The organism is Stutzerimonas sp. R40042, from assembly GCF_026642215.1.
Classification (GTDB): Bacteria; Pseudomonadota; Gammaproteobacteria; order Pseudomonadales; family Pseudomonadaceae; genus Stutzerimonas; species Stutzerimonas frequens.
The window spans coordinates 2,888,051-2,905,171 of sequence record NZ_CP113258.1; the positions used below are offsets into that span (position 1 = coordinate 2,888,051).

Consider the following 17,121-nt stretch of genomic DNA (forward strand, 5'->3'; position numbering starts at 1 on the left):
TTACAACCAAAGACTGCGGCAAGCGCTTTTGCTACGGCCGGGACAGCCCGGTACCGCCGGTCAGCAAGCCACGAAAGCGCGCGCTCGTTTGCCGCATTGCGTCGAAACCCTCTAGCCAAAGGACGATCTCTGTCCGAGGATGGGGAGGCTCAAGCGGTATCGAACGCTTGTCATGAAAACATGCTACGCAGCACTTCCACTGCGTGGCCGATGGCACCAGCACACGAGGTAATCATGAGCAAGGCTCCAATCGCCATCATCGGAACCGGAATAGCGGGACTGTCGGCCGCTCGCGCGCTTCACGAAGCCGGACAAGCCGTACATCTGTTCGACAAGAGCCGCGGCAGCGGCGGCCGCATGGCGAGCAAACGCAGCGATGCCGGCACGCTAGACCTCGGCGCGCAATACTTCACGGCGCGTGATCGCCGCTTCAGCGAGATCGTGCGCCAGTGGCAGGAAAGCGGCTGGGTAGAGCAATGGGCCCCTACCCTGTTCCAGTCCCGCGAAGGCCTGTTGAAGCCTTCGGCCGACGAGCAGCTGCGCTGGGTCGGCACACCGACCATGAGCGCGATTACCCGAGGCCTGCTGGGTGAACTGCCGGTGACCTTCAGCTGCCGCATCACCGAAGTATTCCGCGGCGAACGCTTCTGGACGCTGGTCGACGCTACGGGCGCCAGCCATGGCCCGTTCAGTCATGTGATCATCGCCGCCCCTGCTCCGCAGGCCGCCGCATTGCTGTCCGGCGCGCCAAAACTGGCTGCCGTGGCCGCGAGTGTAGCGATGGAGCCGACCTGGGCGGTGGCCCTGGGTTTCGCCAATCCGCTGGATACCGCGCTGGAAGGCTGTTTCGTCCAGGACGATGCGCTGGATTGGGTGGCACGCAACCGCAGCAAGCCAGGCCGGGACGGCGCGCTCGATACCTGGGTGCTGCATGCCACCAGCAACTGGAGCCGCCAGCATCTGGACCTGCCCAAGGAGGCGGTCATCGAATGCCTGCACGGCGCCTTCGCCGAGCTGATCGACTGCGTGGTCCCGGCGCCGGAATTGACCGTGGCGCATCGCTGGCTCTACGCCCGCCCGGCACAGGCACACGAATGGGCCGCACTGGCCGATGCCGGGCTGGGCCTATACGCCTGTGGCGACTGGTGCCTCTCCGGTCGGGTGGAAGGCGCCTGGCTCAGCGGCCAGGAAGCCGCGCGCAGGCTACTGGAAAACCTCTGATCCTCCTTGCCCGCATGAGTGGCTGACCGGGCTCTGATCCAGGTCAGCCGAGCGCGCGGGCCAGCTGCTATCATCGCGCGCTTTCTGAACGCCCCTTCAGCGGAGTCCCGATGAATCCCTCCACTCTGATCGGCATTGTCGCGAGCATCGGCCTGCTGGCCGTGGTCGTGCTGTTCGCCGCGAAAGAACCTGCGCTGTTCATCGATTTGCCCAGTCTCGGCATCGTTCTGGTCGGCACGCTGGCCGCCACCTTCATCAGCTATCCGCTGCGTGAGGTAACGCGGGTGTTCGGGCTGCTGTGGACGGTCATGCGCAACGAGCGGCTGTACACCCGCCAGGACCTCGAGGAATTGGTGCAGATTTCGCGGCTGTGGATCAGCGGCGACCTGCCGGCGGTGGAAAAAGCCGTAGAACAGGTCAGCAACCCGTTCCTGCGCACCGGCGTGCAGCTGGTGATCGACAACACCCCCGAGGAAGACATCCTGGAGGTGCTGCAATGGCGCATCGCCCGCCTGCGCGCTCGCGAGAACGCGGAGGCACAGCTGTTTCGCGCCATGTCCAGCTACGCCCCGGCATTCGGCATGATCGGAACCTTGGTCGGGTTGATCAACCTGATGTTCATGCTCGGCAGCGGTGACATGGAACAGATCGGCCGCAGTCTCGCCGTGGCACTGATGACCACCTTTTATGGCGTGCTGCTGGCCAATCTGGTGCTCAAGCCGGTCGCGGTCAAGCTCGAGCGGCGCACCGAGCAGCGGGTCGCCCTGATGAACCTGGTCATGCAGGGCATCTCGATGATGTGCAACCGCCGCAGCCCGGCGTACATGCGCGAGACGTTGAAATCGTTCATCGCCCATCACGATGACGAGATCCGCGACGGTGGCCCCGGCGTGCCGCGCAGCAAGCCGCAGGACGCGGCATCTTGAACGGCGCGACGTCCTCGGGCAGCCGTTTCTCGAAATGGCACATCGATCCACAGCGCGACGAAGAACAGGAAGCCTGGCTGATCACCTACCTGGACATGCTGACGCTGTTGCTGGTCATGCTGGTGATCATGCTGAGCATGGCCGGCAAGGCTGACGGCGAAGGCGACAGCCAGGCCGCCATCGCCACACCCACCGCAATGGCAACACCCGAGCCGCTGGCCATCGAGGCGCAGCCGACCAGCGCACCGATTCCGGCCATTGCTCCGCTGCCGGAGCCGGCGATCGACGCTCCCGTATCCGATGCGCAAACCAGTGATACTGCAGAAGCGCTGGCGCTTGGCGAGGACATCGAAGTGATCGTCAACGACGGCAGCATCAGCTTCCGCATCAGCAGCGAAATTCTGTTCGGCTCAGGCCAGGCGGAGCTCGAAAATACCGGACTGGACGTCATCGATCGGCTGATTCCGACGCTGGCCGCGAGCCCGCACCGGATCATCGTCGAGGGCCACACCGACAATCTGCCGATCCAGACCGAGCGTTTCCCCTCAAACTGGGAGCTTTCCGCCAGCCGTGCCAGCAGCGTGGTGCGCTATCTGCAGCTGGCGGGCATCGAGGCGACCCGCCTGAGCGCAACCGGCTATGCCGACACCCGGCCGATTGCCGACAACGGTAGCGAGCATGGCCGCGCCAGCAACCGGCGTGTCGAGCTGGTGATGCAGACCGAGCCGGATAAGCCCTGACGCGTCAGCCCAGGGCGGTGTCGAGGAACATCATCACCGCGAACCCGACCATCAGCCCCAGCGTGGCGGGCGTCTGGTGGCCGTTGCGGTGGGTCTCGGGAATCACCTCATGGGACACCACGAAAATCATCGCCCCTGCGGCAAGGCCGAGGCTGATCGGATAGGCGATGGCAAAGCCGCTGGACATGCCGATGCCCACCAGCGCGCCGATCGGCTCCATCAAGCCGGATGCCGCGGCCACCAGCACCGAGCCCAGTGCCGACAGGCCGGTGGTGCGCAGCGCCAGCGCCACCGCTAGGCCTTCGGGAATGTCCTGAATGGATATCGCCGTGGTCAGCGGCAGACCGACGCTCATGTCGCCATTGGCGAAACTCACGCCGATGGCCATGCCTTCCGGGATGTTGTGCAGGGCAATGGCGAGAACGAACAGCCAGACTCGATTCAGACGCTCGCACTCGGGGCCGCATGGCCCGGTGCTCTCGTGCTCGTGCGGGGTGAAGTAATCCAGCCCGAGCATCAGCAACACGCCGAGCCCAAGGCCTACCACCACGGTCAGCGCAGCCGCCGGCCCGCTGCCGAACAGCTCACGACCGGCCTCCAGTCCCGGAAGGATCAACGAGAACGCACTGGCGGCAAGCATCATCCCCGCTGCGAAGCCGAGCATGCTGTCCTGCGTTCGGGTCGAGATGTCGCGCAGACCGATCGCCAGAAACGCACCGACCGCCGTTGCGACGAAGCCCGCGCTGCCGCCAAGCAGGGCATAGCGCACATTGCTCGCCTCGCCGCTCTGCAACGCATTGACGGCGCCGGCAACCAGCAGGAGCAGAACCGCGGCTGCGGTCGCGGCGAGGCCAAAGGTTATCCAGGGGTTGGCCTGGGCCTGTGCGAGCCAGGCGGCGCGCAGGGTGGCGGCGGGGCTTTGAACGGTAGTGGCCATATCGCGGATCCTGGGAGCGGGCCGCCATTGTACGCCGTCCATCGCCGCAGCGAGGCTATGGCCTCGATAGACGCGGCCATCGGCTTCGCCCGTACCGGACCTCGCCTGGCAGCACGAACGCGACACTCCGGGCAGTATTCATGCAAGTCGTTTGGCCGTAAGCTTGTGGCGTTTCGATGGCCGTCTCGGGCCGTATCAGGGAGAGGTCCGTCTTGCCTGTCGCCAAAAACTTCCGCCGCGCTTGGCCACTGCTCGTCGTGCTCGCGCTGGCTGGCGGCTGGTTGATCCGCAGCCAGCTGCAAGGGCCGCAAGTGCCTGCCTATCGGCTGGAAACGCGACCGCTGGTGCAACGGGTGGTAGCCAGTGGCGAAGTGGACAGTCAGTCGCTGGCTCAGGTGGGGAGCGAGATTACCGGTGTGGTTGCCGCTCGCCATGTGCGCGAAGGCGATGAAGTAAAGGCCGGCGATCTGCTGCTGGAGCTGCGCGACGATGAACAGCGTGCGCGCCTGCGCGAGGCGGAAGCGGCCCTGCAGCAACTGATCGATTCCACCCGCCCGCAGGCACAGGCCACCCTGCGCGAAGCACAGCACAATCTGGAGCAGGCCAGCCGCGAGCTGAAGCGACGCGAAACATTATTCGAGCGCAAGCTGCTCGCCTCCGAACCGCTGGAGCAGGCACGCCGCGCGGAACTTACGGCCCGCGTGATTCGTGACCGCGCGCGTTTTGCCGCCGCGGCACTCGCCGAAGGCGGCAGCGAGGAACAAGTCCTCCGGCAACGCCTTGAGGCCGCGCGCGCAACATTTGCCAAGACACGCATCCACGCACAGGTAACGGGGATCGTGCAGACCCGCGATGTGGAACCGGGTGATCTGGTCCAGCCTGGACGTACGCTGCTCAGTATCGCCCGCTCGGGCAGCAGCGAGATTCTGCTGCCGCTGGATGAAAAGAACCTGGCTCCTGTGCGGCTCGGCCAGGCCGCGAGCATCATTGCCGACGCCTACCCGGAGCGTGTGCTGCCGGCGCGGGTCAGCTTCATCGCCCCTGCGGTCGATACGGCACGCGGCACCATCGATGTTCATCTCGACCTGTTGCAACCCGCCGATTTCCTGCGCCAGGGCATGACCGTATCGGTCAATATCGAAACCGGTCGTCGCGATCAGGCCCTGGTACTGCCCAACGATGCCCTGCGCGCCCGCAGCGGCCCGCGCGCCCAGGTGCTGCGGGTTCGGGACGGTGTGGTCGAGCGGGTCGACGTTCGTCTTGGCCTGCTGGGTACTGCCCTCAGCGAGGTCGTCGAGGGGCTCACCACCGGCGACCTGGTTCTACTCGACGATGCCGAAGAGGGAAAGCGCGTGCGGGTGACTGAACGGCCGATTCCCAGCGGCATCCGGGACTGACGACCGTGCGCCTGAGCGAGTCGCTATGGATCGAATGGAAGATCGCCCTGCGCTTCCTGCTCGACAACCGGATGCAGACATTGCTGATCGTTTTCGGGATCGCCGTCGGGTCTGCGGTGATCGTGTTCATCACGGCGCTGATCACCGGCCTGCAAGCCAATGTGATCGAGCGCACCCTCGGCACTCAGGCCCATATTCGTATCCTCCCGCCGGACGAGGCCAACCGGACCCTGCCGGTCACTCCCGACAGCTGGTCGCTGGTACTGGAAAGTCCGCGGGCGCAGCGTCTGCGCTCGATCATCAACTGGCAGGACATTCGCGACGTGCTCGACCAGGACGCGCAGGTGCTGGCAGTGTCACCGGTCATCAGCGGCCCGGCCATCGCCCGGCGCGGCGTGGCGCGCGCTTCGGTGGCGCTGCTCGGCATTGATCCGCCGCGCTATCAGCGCATCATCCCCCTGGCCGACGACCTGATTGCCGGACGATTCATGGTTGGCGCAGGCAATGCGGTGATCGGCAAGGAGCTGGCCAAGGACCTCGGCCTCGGTATCGGCGACAAGCTGCGGCTGGACGCCGGTGAAGGCCGCGAGGCAGTTGTCGATATCGCTGGCATCTTCGAACTTGGCGTGCGCGAGCTGGATTCGCGCTACGTTTACCTGGACCTCAAGCAGGCGCAGACACTGCTCGACCTGCCCGGCGGCATCACGGTCATCGATACGACGGTCGCCGACATTTTCCAGGCCGATCGGGTGGCCGAGCGTCTGGCGCGTCTCACCGGGCTGCGTGCCGAAAGCTGGATGGAAACCAACGGCCAACTGCTCAATGCGCTCAGCTCGCAGAGCATGACCACCGAGATGATCCGCGTGTTCGTCGGTATCTCGGTGGCATTCGGCATCGCCAGCGTGCTGGCGGTCAGCGTGGTCCAGCGTACCCGCGAAATCGGCATCCTGCGGGCGATGGGCAGCCCGCGCGGACAGATCCTGCGGGTCTTCCTGCTTCAGGGCGGCGTGCTCGGCCTGTTTGGCTCGGCCTGTGGCGGGGCAGTCGGCTGGGGGCTGGTGCAGGTATTCAACCTCGCCGGCCCGCGCCTGTTCGAGATTCCCGTCGACCCTACGCTGGTGCCGCTGGCCATGCTTGTCGCCACCATCACCGGTGTGCTGGCCGCGGCGATGCCGGCCCGGCGCGCGGCACGTTACGACCCCGCCGTGGCGATCCGCTATGTCTGAAGCGCTGCTGAAGAGCCATGCCGCCGAGGTCCTGCGCCTGGAGCAGGTACGCAAGGCATTCAATGTGGGCACTGCGCTGGAAACCGAGGTGCTGCATGGCATCGATCTGCGATTGTGTCGCGGTGAGCTGACCGCCTTGATCGGGCCGTCGGGATCGGGCAAGAGCACGCTGCTGAACCTGATCGGCCTGCTCGACGCGCCCAGTTCAGGCGAGCTGTACCTGCTCGGCCAGGCGACACGGGATAGCGACGACGAGGCCCGCGCCCACCTGCGCAACCAGGCGATTGGCTTCGTCTTCCAGTTCCATCACCTGATTTCGGCGTTCAGCGTGCTGGAAAACGTGCTGATGCCTCTGATGATCCGCCACGGCAAGCCATCGAGCGCGGACATCGACCTCGCCCGTACCCTACTCGACGAAGTTGGGCTGGGAGCGTTCGCCAACAAGAAACCTACGCAGATATCCGGCGGCCAGCAGCAGCGGGTCGCCATCGCCCGGGCGCTGGTGACACGCCCGCCGCTGCTGCTGGCCGATGAGCCGACCGGCAACCTCGATACGCGAACCGCGCAAAGCGTGTTCGAGCTGTTCCATCGCATCAACGCCCAATTCGGCTGCGCGGTGCTGGTGGTGACGCATGATCCACGCCTGGCCGCGGACTGCGCGCGGACGATTCAGCTGGTCGATGGACGCATCGTCAGCGATCAGGCCAACCCGGCGACGAGCTGAGCCTGTCGATCAGGCGACCTTTGCCGCTTCAGCTATACGCACCACGGATGGCGCCCGCCTCTCTAATAACAATTAATTCTATGCATATAACTTAATGCAGGACTAAGATCAGCCCAGAGACCATACCCCTACCGGTATCGAGCACAGAGAGGAGAAGCACCATGAATGCCCACGTCGAACCCTTCTTCGATCCCGCTACTTTCACCTACAGCTACGTGGTCAGCGACCCCGAGACCCGGCAGTGTGCCGTGATCGATTCGGTACTGGATTACGACCCGGCATCCGGGCGCACCTCCCATGCGACGGCTCAGCGCCTGGTCGACTATGTGCGGGAACAGGATCTCAAGGTGCAGTGGCTGCTGGAAACCCATGTGCATGCCGATCACCTCAGCGCCGCGCCCTATCTGAAACAGCAGCTGGGCGGTCGTATGGCGATCGGTGACCGGATCACTGTGGTACAGAACACCTTCGGCAAGCTGTTCAATGCCGGTACCGAGTTCGCCACCGACGGTCGCCAGTTCGACCACCTGTTTAGGGACGAGGAAACCTTTCAGGTCGGCAACGTGCCAGCTCGCGCCATACACACGCCCGGCCACACACCCGCCTGCATGACCTACGTCATCGGCGATGCCGCATTCGTCGGCGATACGCTGTTCATGCCCGATTACGGTACGGCCCGGTGCGATTTTCCGGGTGGCGATGCGCGGACGCTGTACCGCTCGATCCAGAAGCTGTTCGCCCTCCCGGGCGAGACACGGGTGTTCATGTGTCACGACTACAAGGCGCCCGGACGCGACGAGTTTCTCTACGAAACCACCATCGCTGCCGAGCGCGAGCACAACGTGCACGTTCATAGCGGCATCAGCGAGCAGCAGTTCGTCGACATGCGCACCGCGCGCGACGCGACCCTGGCGATGCCCACGCTGATTCTGCCCTCGGTGCAGATCAACATGCGTGGCGGCGAGCTGCCGGCGCCCGAAAGCAACGGCACACGCTATCTGAAGATCCCCCTGGACGTGCTGTGACCCCAAGCGGAGGACGTCGACATGCAAACCATAAAGCGACTGACCCCTTTTCTCTCCGTCGCCGCCCAGTTGCAACCGACGGACATGGCGTTGCTGGCCGGCAGCGGCTTTCGCTGCGTGATCAACAACCGTCCGGACAACGAGGGTGAAGGCCAGCCCAGCAGCGAAGCGATACGGCAGGCCGCAGAGGCCTCTGGCCTGGAGTACCATCATCTGCCGGTGATATCCGGGCAGATCAGCGACGCCGATGTCGCCGCCTTTCGCGCGCTGCTTGGGCGAATCAAGGGGCCGGCATTGGCATTCTGCCGGACCGGCACACGCTCCGCGTCGCTCTGGGCGCTGGCCGAAGCGCATCATCTGGATCCCCAGGTGCTGCTGCAGACCGCACGGCAGGCGGACTACGACCTGAGCGGGCTATTGCCGCGCCTGGAGCAGTACTGGCAATCCACCGCGGATGAGCCGCTGAACACCTCGTCACGGCTCGCGGCAACGCCCCGCTACGATGTTCTGGTCATCGGCGGCGGCGCGGCCGGTTGCGCGGTGACCGCAAGCCTGCTCAAGCGCGACCCGAACCTGCGCATCGCGGTCATCGAGCCGCGCGAGCAGCACTACTACCAGCCCGGCTGGACGCTGGTCGGCGCTGGCGTGTTCGACCGGGCCAATACCGAACGTGCCATGAGCCGCTGCATTCCGTCCAAGGCACAGTGGATTCATGCCGCTGCTGAGGCCTTCGAACCGGAGCACCAGCAAGTGGTGCTGGAAGATGGCAGTCGCATCGGCTATCGCGCGCTGGTGGTGTGTCCGGGTCTGGCGCTCGACTGGGACGCCATCGAAGGCGCACGTGACAGTCTCGGCAAATACGGCGTGACCTCCAACTACGCCTTCGAACTCGCCCCTTACACCTGGCAGCTGGTGCAGCAGTTACGCCATGGCCGGGCGCTCTTTACCCAGCCGCCCATGCCGATCAAATGTGCCGGCGCACCGCAGAAGGCCATGTACCTGTCCTGCGATCACTGGCTCAGACAGGGCGTGCTGAAGGACATCCAGGTCGACTTCTGCTCGGCCAGCGCCGTGCTGTTCGGCGTGGCGGATTTCGTGCCCGGCCTCATGGCCTATGTCGAACGCTACGGCGCTGAGCTCAACTTCAACAACCGGCTGACCGCTGTCGATGGCCCGGCTCGCAAGGCCTGGTTCGACGTCGTCGACAGCAATGGCCAGAGTCGGCGCGTCGTGCGCGAGTTCGACATGCTGCACCTGGTTCCACCCCAGCACGCGCCGGAATTCATCCGCCAGAGTGCCCTGAGCACAGCAGACGGCTGGTTCGAAGCCGAACACGAGACCCTGCGCCATCCACGCTTCGGCAACATTTTCAGCCTTGGCGACGTCTGCTCCGCGCCGAACGCCAAGACGGCCGCAGCGGTGCGCAAGCAGGCACCGGTCGTGGCCGAGAACGTGCTGAGCGTGCTCAGCGGCGCCGGGCCTCGGGCGATCTACGATGGTTACGGCTCCTGTCCGCTGACCGTCGAGCGGGGCAAGGTGATCCTTGCCGAGTTTGGCTATGGCGGAAAACTGCTGCCCACCTTTCCGCTCGATCCGAAGGTCCCGCGCCGGCTGGCCTGGAAACTGAAGACCAGATGGATGCCGTCGATCTATTTCGACATGATGCTCAAGGGCCATGAGTGGCTGGCCGAACCGAAACACCTGGACTTCGAGCCGCGCCCCGCCGAAGCCCTCAACGCCTGCGATTTCGGCCAGGAGAAGAAAGGATGAAACAGCGGCTGGCCAGCTACCTGCCGTTCCTGACGTGGGCTAAGCACTACGACCGGACGGCGGCAGCCAAGGATGGCCTCGCAGCGTTGATCGTGACGCTGATGCTGATCCCGCAGAGCCTGGCCTACGCCATGCTGGCGGGGCTGCCGCCGGTGACAGGTCTGTACGCCAGCATGCTGCCGCTGATTGCCTATACGCTTTTCGGTACCAGTCGCACGCTCGCGGTGGGGCCGGTAGCGGTGGTGTCGCTGATGACGGCGGCGGCACTAGGGCCGCTGTTCGCCGTCGGTAGCGCCGAATACGCTGGGGCTGCAATGCTGCTGGCCATGCTTTCCGGTGCCGTACTGTTGGCAATGGCGGTGCTGCGGCTGGGTTTTCTCGCCAATTTCCTGAGCCACCCGGTCATCTCCGGATTCATCAGCGCCTCGGGCATTCTCATCGCCCTGGGGCAGCTCAAGCACATCCTTGGCATCCCGGTAACCGGCGAGAATGGCCTGGAGCTTGCCCATGGGCTGATCCTGGGCCTGCCAAGCACTCATCTGCCGACGTTCATCATTGGCACCCTGAGCCTGCTGTTTCTCTTTCTGGTGCGCAGCCGACTCGGCGGCTGGCTGCAGAAACTGGGCATGAGCGTGCATATCGCCGGCACGCTCACCAAGATCGGGCCGGTCGTGGCGCTCCTTTTGGCAATAGCAGCGGTCGGCGGGCTCGGGCTGGCCGACGCCGGCGTCAGGGTCGTTGGCGCAGTGCCGCGTGGCTTGCCGTCGCTGAGCCTGCCGACGCTGGACCTGGAGCTGGCGATGGCCCTGCTCCCGGCCGCCGTGCTCATCAGCCTGGTCGGCTTCGTCGAATCGGTCTCGGTGGCGCAAACCCTGGCGGCCAAGCGCCGTGAACAGATCGAGCCGAATCAGGAACTGGTCGCGCTCGGTGGCGCCAACATCGCTGCCGCCATGAGCGGTGGTTTTCCGGTAACGGGAGGCTTCGCCCGCTCCGTGGTCAATTTCGATGCCGGTGCCCAGACCCCATTGGCTGGAGCCCTGACCGCAGCGGGAATCGGCATCACCGTGCTGCTGTTCACCCCGCTCTTCCACAACCTTCCGCACGCGGTGCTGGCGGCGACCATCATCGTCGCGGTGCTCAGCCTGGTGGATCTGGCTGCACTCAAGCGGACCTGGCGCTATTCGCGCCAGGACGCCGCTGCCATGGCGGCCACCATGCTAGGCGTTCTGCTGGTCGGCGTGGAAAGCGGGATCATGCTGGGCGTCGGCCTCTCGTTGCTGTTGTTTCTCTGGCGTACCAGCCAACCGCATGTCGCGGTGGTCGGCCAGCTGCCGGGCAGCGAGCACTTTCGCAACATCGAACGCTTCGCCGTAGTACAGAGCCCCAAGGTGCTATCGGTGCGCGTCGACGAGAGCCTTTACTTCCCCAATGCGCGCTACCTGGAAGACCGGATCGCCGAGCTGATCGGCCGCTATCCACAGGCCGAGCACCTGGTGCTGATGTGCCCTGGCGTGAACCTGATCGACGCCAGCGCGCTGGAGAGCCTCGAGGCGATCAGCGCCCGGCTGCATACGGCGGGTATCCAGCTGCACCTGTCGGAAGTAAAGGGCCCGGTGATGGATCGACTACGACGCAGCGACTTCCTGGAGCACTTCGGCGGGCAGGTTTTCATCAGCCAGTACGAAGCCCTACGTGCCCTGGATCCGCAAACCACTCACCACGCGCTTGAACGGCAGCGTGATCATTTATGCAGCAAGGAGAAAGCGGGATGAAGAACGCACACGACCTCGTCGAACAGGCCAGAACACGAATTCAGGAGGTGTCCATTGCCGACGCCGACGCGGCGATCCAGGCCGCGGATGTGCTGATCGATGTACGCGAGGCGGACGAGTTTCATGAAGGCCATATCAATGGCGCCCTCAACATTCCCCGCGGGCTGCTGGAATTCAAGCTCAGCGGCACACCGGAGCTAGGGCCGCGCGACCTGAACCTGGTGTTGTACTGCAAGACGAGCGGCCGGGCTGCCCTGGCCGCGGCATCGCTGCAAGACATGGGCTATCTGAACGTCAGGTCGATAGCCGGCGGCTTCGATGCCTGGACCGCCGCCAACAAACCCGTCGTGAAGCCAAGCCTGCCCAGTTTCGAGTAAGCGAACCGGGCAGACGCAAGAAGGCCGACATCAATGTCGGCCTTCTTGCGTTGCAGCGTCGTTTGGTGCGATTTCAGGCCTTGTTGCAGCTCTTGCACGTTTTGATGCCAAGCAGCATGTACGCTGGGCAGAAACGGAAGACGCCCGTAGCCAGCGGCAGCAGGCCGATCCAACCCCAAACACCGATTACGCCTGCCAGGGTCAGGCCGATAAGCACAAGGCCGACGATGATGCGCAGGGTCCGATCAATGGTTCCAACGTTGGCTTTCATAATGACCTCCCGGTCAGCAAGTGCGCCGGCGTTCCAGCGCAGAGAACAAAAGCATTCCGCCCAGCATGGCGAGTACGAACAGCACGACCTGCCAGTGCCCGCTGAGCAGTACGGCGATCGCCGGCCCCGGACAGATGCCGGCTATCCCCCAACCAATTCCGAACACCAGGCTCCCACCAATCAGTCGGCCGTCGAGCTCGCGCTTGCTCGGTAGCCGCATCGGCGCGTCGAGCAAGGAGCGCTCTCGCCGCTTCGCCCAGGTGAAGGGGACCAGGGCCGTGGCTATGGCACCAACCATCACCAGCGCCAGCGAGGGGTCCCACGCGCCCGCAACATCGAGAAAGCCAATGACCTTGGCCGGGTTGGCCATCCCGGAAAGCAGCAGCCCCAGCCCGAACAGCAAACCAGCGGCAAACGAAGTCAGTTTGCGCATATTCAGCCTCTCAGCAGATGACGCAGGACATAAACGGTGCCGAAGCCGGCCGCCATGAACGCCAAAGTCGCGACGATGGAGCGTGCCGATAGCCGCGAAATCCCGCACACCCCATGGCCGCTGGTGCAGCCTGAGCCGTATCGGGTTCCTACGCCTACCAGCAAGCCGGCAATCAACAATCCGAACCAGCCGGATTGGAATTCCAGCACCGGCAACCTGCCGAACAGCACCCATACGAGCGGCGCCAGCAGAAGACCGAGCAGAAACAACAGCTTTTCGCCTCGACCTTCGGCACCCGGTTCCAGAAGACTTGCCAGCAGGCCGCTGATACCGGCGATACGGCCATTGAGCAATACGAACAGGCTGGCAGCGGCACCAATCAGCACACCGCCTGCAAGCGCCGTCCACGGCGTGAAGTTCGCCCAATCGACAGTCATTGCTGCCCCCTCTCGCAAAATAATTGGTAGAGCGTGGCGATTACCGCCAGCGCCACCGGGCTGCTGATCCGGTAATGGATCAACTTACCCTCGCGTCTTGTCGCCACCAGCCCTTCGCGACGCAGCACGCCCAGCTGCTGTGACAGCGTTGGCTGCTGGATACCCAGGAGCTGCTCGAGCTCGCTCACGCTGCGCTCGCCCTGGGAAAGCTGGCACAGCAGTAACAGGCGATCCGGGTTGGCCAACGCTTTCAGCAAAGCGCTTGCGGAAGCCGCGTTGGCTTTCAGGCTGTCGATATCCAGGTCGGGAGTCATGGCCAGAGCGGTTAGTTAAGACAAAAACAATATATTTTTTTATATATCGTTAGGCAAGCACTGTACGAAAAGAAGTTGGCCATGTGGTTGCGGGCCGCTAGCATGCCCCTACCCGTATGCGAGTCGGTGCGCTCCGCTTCAGCTGCCCCGCTGCAGTTACCCCTTTTTGAGACTTTCGAGGTATCTCATGAACGACCAGACGACTGCCGTCGTATCGGCAGACCTGCAGGATCAGCAGCAGGCCATGCTGAAACGACTGGCGCGAGTCGAAGGCCAGGTCCGGGGCATTCAGGCAATGATTCGGCGTGGCGAGGATTGCGAAGCGATTGCCCAGCAGTTTTCAGCCGCGCGCAGCGCGTTGGACAAGGCGTATCGGTTGATGCTGACCTGCCTGATCGAGGAAGCCCTTCACGACCAGGCGCAGGATACGTTTGAAACGCTGGAGCGGGTACGCGGCATTTTCACCAAGTACACCTGACTGGCTCCGGCCAGCCGCCGAGCCACTAACGGCCGGAGCGGACGTGCATTCCGCGCCCCATGCCAGTCACCGCAGCGACGGCAGGGCTGGTTTTGCCGCCGCAGAAACGAAAAAAGCGACCCTAAGGTCGCTTTTTTCAAACCAGAGATTCCGAATGGAACCTCATGGCGAATTTGGAGCGGGAAACGAGACTCGAACTCGCGACCCCGACCTTGGCAAGGTCGTGCTCTACCAACTGAGCTATTCCCGCATTACTTGCAGCTAAAGTGGCGTCCCCTAGGGGACTCGAACCCCTGTTACCGCCGTGAAAGGGCGGTGTCCTAGGCCACTAGACGAAGGGGACGCTGCCCGGAAGCTACTGCTTTATTCCGGCTTTCAGCGTGTTACGTTTGGCGCTTCACGCTGCAAGTGGCGCGCATTCTATGGAGGCCTCGAATAGCCGTCAAGCATTGTTTTCAAAAAAAATTCATCTCATCCTCGACCAACAACCAGAGCTATCGGCCACACCGTCAAGCCACTACACTCAGGCAAAAAGCCAGCGGCTCGAGAGGTACAGTCAAGTGTCTCCATTAATGATCACAGGGTTGGTCCTGGCCGGTCTGCTCGTTCTCGTCTTCATCGTCTACTCCATCCAGATCGTCGAGAAGAACAATCTGGAAAAAGCCCGGAAACGCGCAGACCTCACTGACCGTTGTCGCCGCTGCGCCAACCTGTCCGAAGGTCTGCCTGGCCAGATGGTTACCCCCGCGTTGAAGCTGCTGCTGACTCGGATGGAGCTGAGCCTTAGCGAGCGCCTGCTACCGCTGGACAAGGGCAACGACAAACTGGCTGCGCGCATCCAGGCCCTGCGCGCCGACGTGGCCAAGGGTGATGCGCTCGAGGTCCGCAACCCGCCAAGACAGATCCTCACCGAAGCGCAGGCCAAGGAAAGCCGCTTCATGCTTGAGGATCTGCATGCCCAGATCGTTCACGCGACCAAGGAAGGGCTGCTTGAGCAGGCAGAGGCCAAGCGCTGGGTGCAGGATATCCAGCGCATGTTGGCCATTCTGCACATCGAGTTCTTCACCGGACTGGGCAAGCTGGCGCTGCAACAGAATCAGCCCCAACGTGCACGCCTGGCATTCGAACGAGGGATTCAGCATATCCGCCGTCAGGCAGTACCGGCTCCCTATCAGGCCCAACTGAAACAGTTGGAGGCGCTGCTCGAGCACGCCAATGCGCTGGTGCTGAAGAACGAAGTACCCAAAGCAGACGAACCCAGTGAGCTGGCCGAAGGCATGAAAGCCTTCGACGATGAAGACCTGTGGAAGAAGAACAATGTCTACTGATTGCGTCTGTGCAGCCCAGCCCGCCAGATCGCACGCAAACAACCACAGCGGAGTGCAATGATGTCCTTGACCGTGTTTGGCGCCCCCCTCTCCCCATTCGTTCGCAAAGTGCGCGTTTGCCTGAACGAGAAAGGCCTCGATTACCGGCTCGAAACGGTGATGCCTTTCACGCCACCCCAGTGGTACTACGAACTCAATCCCCTGGGCCGTATTCCAGCGCTCAAGGACGGCGAAGACTGCACACTCGCCGACTCCAGCGTCATCTGCCAGTACCTGGAGGAGGCCTATTCCGATACGCCGTCCCTGTATGGCGATGAGGCCCAGCAACGTGGTCAGATACGCTGGCTCGAGAAATACGCGGACTACGAACTGGCACCACTGACCACGTTCACGGTATTCCGTAACCGCATCCTTAAACCGATGTCAGGCCAAGCCTGTAATGAGGAAGCGGTGCAGGCGGCATTGCAGCAAAAATTGCCGCCGCATTTCGACTATCTCGAGCGGCAGCTGGGTCAGCGGGATTTCTTCGTTGGCGACGAGCTATCGATGGCGGATATCGCCATAACCTGCCAGTTGATCAACATGGCACATGGCGGCGAGAGCCTTGATGGCCAACGCTGGCCGGGCCTGACCGCACACCATGCACGCATGCTCGAGCGACAGTCGGTCAGTAGCCTGTTGCCGGACGAGCAGCGCATGAACAACAAGCTCAAGGAGATGGGCAAGGCCGCCGCGACCTGAGTCGCCACGCCACGACCGGTGCCTGCCGCGGACGCGGCAGGCACCGCAGAGCGTTCAGAAAACCGCCTGTTCAGTCCCGCCTTTCCAGCAGCTTGCTGCCGACCCATTGCCGAGCATACTGATAGGCGCAGCGCCCGTTGCGATTGCCGCGCCCGGTGGCCCAGCGAATCGCATCCTTTTCCAGCGCTTCGTCCCAATCCCACTGCAAGCATGCCCTGTCCGCCAGCGAATCGATCCAATGGCGCACCACACTGAGGTAGTGCTGCTGGCTGAACGGATAGAACGACAGCCAGAGGCCGAAACGATCGGACAACGCGATCTTGTCCTCCACCGCCTCGTTCGGGTGCAGCTCGCCGTCCACCATCTGCCAGTTCTCGTTGTCGCTCTGGCGCTCCGGCACCAAGTGCCGACGGTTCGATGTGGCATATAGCAGCACGTTCTCCGGTGCCCGCTCCAGGGAACCGTCGAGCACGCTCTTGAGCACCCGATAGTCGCCCTCCCCGGCCTCGAAGGACAGGTCGTCACAGAACAGCACGAAGGCCTGGCGCTGCCCCGAGAGCAGCTCTACGACACGCGGCAGATCCGCCAAGTGATCGCGCTCGATTTCGATCAGGCGCAGCCCGAGCGCGGCGTACTCGGCCAGCAACGCGCGAATCAGCGAGGACTTGCCGGTCCCACGCGCGCCCCAGAGCAGAGCGTGGTTGGCGGGCAGGCCATCGACGAACTGTTGGGTATTGGCCGCCAGCAGATCACGCTGTCGATCGATGCCGATCAGGTCGTCCAGACGCAGATCCAGATTGACCTCGAGCGGCGCCAGATACCCGCTGCGGCCTTCACGCTGCCAGCGCGCCGCCAAGGTATGCGCCCACTCGATGACCGGCGGCTGCGTCGGCAGCAGCGGCTCGATACGTGCCAGCAGCTGCTCGGCACGCAGCAGGAAGGCTTTCAACTCGACATCCATGATTGACTCCAAACAGAAAAAGTCCGGCCGAAGCCGGACCAGA

General features: G+C 63.6%; 19 protein-coding genes and 2 tRNA genes. 13 read left to right on the forward strand and 8 right to left on the reverse strand.

Annotation, left to right across the window (positions count from 1 at the left end; translation table 11 throughout):
• Positions 1-234 precede the first annotated feature (234 nt).
• From OUY36_RS13515 to OUY36_RS13525, 3 genes are all read left to right on the forward strand, one after another.
• Complete coding sequence (locus tag OUY36_RS13515) at positions 235-1,221, forward strand: NAD(P)/FAD-dependent oxidoreductase (protein ID WP_267934695.1); 987 nt, start codon at positions 235-237, stop codon at positions 1,219-1,221.
• 110 nt (positions 1,222-1,331) lie between these two features.
• Positions 1,332-2,147 (forward strand): motility protein A, encoded by an 816-nt coding sequence (locus OUY36_RS13520; RefSeq protein ID WP_267934697.1) that lies wholly within the window; start codon positions 1,332-1,334, stop codon positions 2,145-2,147.
• A complete protein-coding gene (locus tag OUY36_RS13525; protein ID WP_267934699.1) occupies positions 2,144-2,887 on the forward strand; it encodes an OmpA/MotB family protein in 744 nt (247 codons plus the stop codon). Before OUY36_RS13520 ends, OUY36_RS13525 begins: the two co-directional genes overlap by 4 nt.
• Positions 2,888-2,891: 4 nt before the next feature.
• Here OUY36_RS13525 and OUY36_RS13530 read toward each other — a convergent pair whose 3' ends face one another.
• Entirely contained in the window at positions 2,892-3,824 is a 933-nt protein-coding gene (locus OUY36_RS13530) for a ZIP family metal transporter (RefSeq protein ID WP_063539796.1), read from the reverse strand.
• Between the two features lie 212 nt (positions 3,825-4,036).
• On the opposite strand from OUY36_RS13530, the gene OUY36_RS13535 reads away from it, so the two are divergent.
• From OUY36_RS13535 to OUY36_RS13565, 7 genes are all read left to right on the forward strand, one after another.
• Positions 4,037-5,221: an efflux RND transporter periplasmic adaptor subunit gene (locus OUY36_RS13535; protein ID WP_267934701.1), complete on the forward strand. Its 1,185-nt coding sequence runs from the start codon at positions 4,037-4,039 to the stop codon at positions 5,219-5,221.
• 5 nt (positions 5,222-5,226) lie between these two features.
• A complete protein-coding gene (locus OUY36_RS13540) occupies positions 5,227-6,447 on the forward strand; it encodes an ABC transporter permease (RefSeq protein ID WP_267934704.1) in 1,221 nt (406 codons plus the stop codon).
• A complete protein-coding gene (locus OUY36_RS13545; protein ID WP_267934706.1) occupies positions 6,440-7,171 on the forward strand; it encodes an ABC transporter ATP-binding protein in 732 nt (243 codons plus the stop codon). The genes OUY36_RS13540 and OUY36_RS13545 overlap by 8 nt, the downstream gene beginning before the upstream one ends.
• 161 nt (positions 7,172-7,332) lie before the next feature.
• Complete coding sequence (locus OUY36_RS13550) at positions 7,333-8,196, forward strand: MBL fold metallo-hydrolase (protein WP_267934708.1); 864 nt, start codon at positions 7,333-7,335, stop codon at positions 8,194-8,196.
• A gap of 21 nt (positions 8,197-8,217) precedes the next feature.
• Positions 8,218-9,966 carry a bifunctional protein tyrosine phosphatase family protein/NAD(P)/FAD-dependent oxidoreductase gene (locus tag OUY36_RS13555; protein ID WP_267934710.1) on the forward strand — a complete coding sequence of 583 codons (1,749 nt, stop codon included), beginning with the start codon at positions 8,218-8,220 and terminating at the stop codon, positions 9,964-9,966.
• Positions 9,963-11,738 (forward strand): SulP family inorganic anion transporter, encoded by a 1,776-nt coding sequence (locus tag OUY36_RS13560; protein WP_267934712.1) that lies wholly within the window; start codon positions 9,963-9,965, stop codon positions 11,736-11,738. The genes OUY36_RS13555 and OUY36_RS13560 overlap by 4 nt, the downstream gene beginning before the upstream one ends.
• Entirely contained in the window at positions 11,735-12,115 is a 381-nt protein-coding gene (locus OUY36_RS13565; protein WP_063539802.1) for a rhodanese-like domain-containing protein, read from the forward strand. Before OUY36_RS13560 ends, OUY36_RS13565 begins: the two co-directional genes overlap by 4 nt.
• A gap of 73 nt (positions 12,116-12,188) precedes the next feature.
• On the opposite strand, the gene OUY36_RS13570 is transcribed toward OUY36_RS13565, so the two are convergent.
• From OUY36_RS13570 to OUY36_RS13585, 4 genes are read right to left on the reverse strand one after another with little or no spacing between them, the layout of a single operon-like run.
• Positions 12,189-12,386 carry a YgaP family membrane protein gene (locus tag OUY36_RS13570; protein ID WP_267934714.1) on the reverse strand — a complete coding sequence of 66 codons (198 nt, stop codon included), beginning with the start codon at positions 12,384-12,386 and terminating at the stop codon, positions 12,189-12,191.
• A gap of 13 nt (positions 12,387-12,399) precedes the next feature.
• Complete coding sequence (locus OUY36_RS13575; RefSeq protein WP_267934717.1) at positions 12,400-12,819, reverse strand: YeeE/YedE family protein; 420 nt, start codon at positions 12,817-12,819, stop codon at positions 12,400-12,402.
• A gap of 2 nt (positions 12,820-12,821) precedes the next feature.
• Positions 12,822-13,256, reverse strand: coding sequence for a YeeE/YedE family protein (locus OUY36_RS13580; protein WP_267934719.1), 435 nt, complete (start codon positions 13,254-13,256; stop codon positions 12,822-12,824).
• The gene (locus OUY36_RS13585; protein WP_267934721.1) at positions 13,253-13,570 is read right to left on the reverse strand and encodes an ArsR/SmtB family transcription factor; all 318 of its coding nucleotides are present in this window, start codon (positions 13,568-13,570) and stop codon (positions 13,253-13,255) included. Before OUY36_RS13585 ends, OUY36_RS13580 begins: the two co-directional genes overlap by 4 nt.
• Before the next feature lie 187 nt (positions 13,571-13,757).
• Here OUY36_RS13585 and OUY36_RS13590 point away from each other — a divergent pair, with 187 nt between their 5' ends.
• Positions 13,758-14,048, forward strand: a complete 291-nt coding sequence (locus OUY36_RS13590; protein WP_267934723.1) for a metal-sensing transcriptional repressor — start codon at positions 13,758-13,760, stop codon at positions 14,046-14,048.
• Positions 14,049-14,222: 174 nt separating this feature from the next.
• Here the strand turns inward: OUY36_RS13590 and OUY36_RS13595 are convergent.
• A tRNA-Gly gene (locus OUY36_RS13595) sits at positions 14,223-14,298 on the reverse strand.
• Between the two features lie 17 nt (positions 14,299-14,315).
• Positions 14,316-14,391, reverse strand: a tRNA-Glu gene (locus OUY36_RS13600).
• Positions 14,392-14,620: 229 nt separating this feature from the next.
• On the opposite strand from OUY36_RS13600, the gene OUY36_RS13605 reads away from it, so the two are divergent.
• Together OUY36_RS13605 and OUY36_RS13610 are read left to right on the forward strand one after the other, a co-directional pair.
• Positions 14,621-15,376, forward strand: coding sequence for a hypothetical protein (locus OUY36_RS13605; protein ID WP_152481441.1), 756 nt, complete (start codon positions 14,621-14,623; stop codon positions 15,374-15,376).
• Positions 15,377-15,436: 60 nt separating this feature from the next.
• The gene (locus tag OUY36_RS13610) at positions 15,437-16,117 is read left to right on the forward strand and encodes a glutathione S-transferase family protein (protein ID WP_102840224.1); all 681 of its coding nucleotides are present in this window, start codon (positions 15,437-15,439) and stop codon (positions 16,115-16,117) included.
• A 70-nt stretch (positions 16,118-16,187) separates the two neighbouring features.
• Here OUY36_RS13610 and OUY36_RS13615 read toward each other — a convergent pair whose 3' ends face one another.
• A complete protein-coding gene (locus OUY36_RS13615) occupies positions 16,188-17,078 on the reverse strand; it encodes an ATP-binding protein (protein WP_267934725.1) in 891 nt (296 codons plus the stop codon).
• Between the last annotated feature and the right edge of the window lie 43 nt (positions 17,079-17,121).

Excerpts from the sequence above, each read along its gene's own strand:
- OUY36_RS13570 (WP_267934714.1), bottom strand. The coding sequence starts at position 12,386 with ATGAAAGCCAACGTTGGAACCATTGATCGGACCCTGCGCATCATCGTC.
- OUY36_RS13545 (WP_267934706.1), top strand. The coding sequence starts at position 6,440 with ATGTCTGAAGCGCTGCTGAAGAGCCATGCCGCCGAGGTCCTGCGCCTG.
- OUY36_RS13565 (WP_063539802.1), top strand. The coding sequence starts at position 11,735 with ATGAAGAACGCACACGACCTCGTCGAACAGGCCAGAACACGAATTCAG.
- OUY36_RS13515 (WP_267934695.1), top strand. The coding sequence starts at position 235 with ATGAGCAAGGCTCCAATCGCCATCATCGGAACCGGAATAGCGGGACTG.
- OUY36_RS13580 (WP_267934719.1), bottom strand. The coding sequence starts at position 13,256 with ATGACTGTCGATTGGGCGAACTTCACGCCGTGGACGGCGCTTGCAGGC.
- OUY36_RS13615 (WP_267934725.1), bottom strand. The coding sequence starts at position 17,078 with ATGGATGTCGAGTTGAAAGCCTTCCTGCTGCGTGCCGAGCAGCTGCTG.
- OUY36_RS13520 (WP_267934697.1), top strand. The coding sequence starts at position 1,332 with ATGAATCCCTCCACTCTGATCGGCATTGTCGCGAGCATCGGCCTGCTG.
- OUY36_RS13530 (WP_063539796.1), bottom strand. The coding sequence starts at position 3,824 with ATGGCCACTACCGTTCAAAGCCCCGCCGCCACCCTGCGCGCCGCCTGG.
- OUY36_RS13590 (WP_267934723.1), top strand. The coding sequence starts at position 13,758 with ATGAACGACCAGACGACTGCCGTCGTATCGGCAGACCTGCAGGATCAG.
- OUY36_RS13550 (WP_267934708.1), top strand. The coding sequence starts at position 7,333 with ATGAATGCCCACGTCGAACCCTTCTTCGATCCCGCTACTTTCACCTAC.
- OUY36_RS13605 (WP_152481441.1), top strand. The coding sequence starts at position 14,621 with ATGATCACAGGGTTGGTCCTGGCCGGTCTGCTCGTTCTCGTCTTCATC.
- OUY36_RS13575 (WP_267934717.1), bottom strand. The coding sequence starts at position 12,819 with ATGCGCAAACTGACTTCGTTTGCCGCTGGTTTGCTGTTCGGGCTGGGG.
- OUY36_RS13560 (WP_267934712.1), top strand. The coding sequence starts at position 9,963 with ATGAAACAGCGGCTGGCCAGCTACCTGCCGTTCCTGACGTGGGCTAAG.
- OUY36_RS13610 (WP_102840224.1), top strand. The coding sequence starts at position 15,437 with ATGTCCTTGACCGTGTTTGGCGCCCCCCTCTCCCCATTCGTTCGCAAA.
- OUY36_RS13585 (WP_267934721.1), bottom strand. The coding sequence starts at position 13,570 with ATGACTCCCGACCTGGATATCGACAGCCTGAAAGCCAACGCGGCTTCC.
- OUY36_RS13555 (WP_267934710.1), top strand. The coding sequence starts at position 8,218 with ATGCAAACCATAAAGCGACTGACCCCTTTTCTCTCCGTCGCCGCCCAG.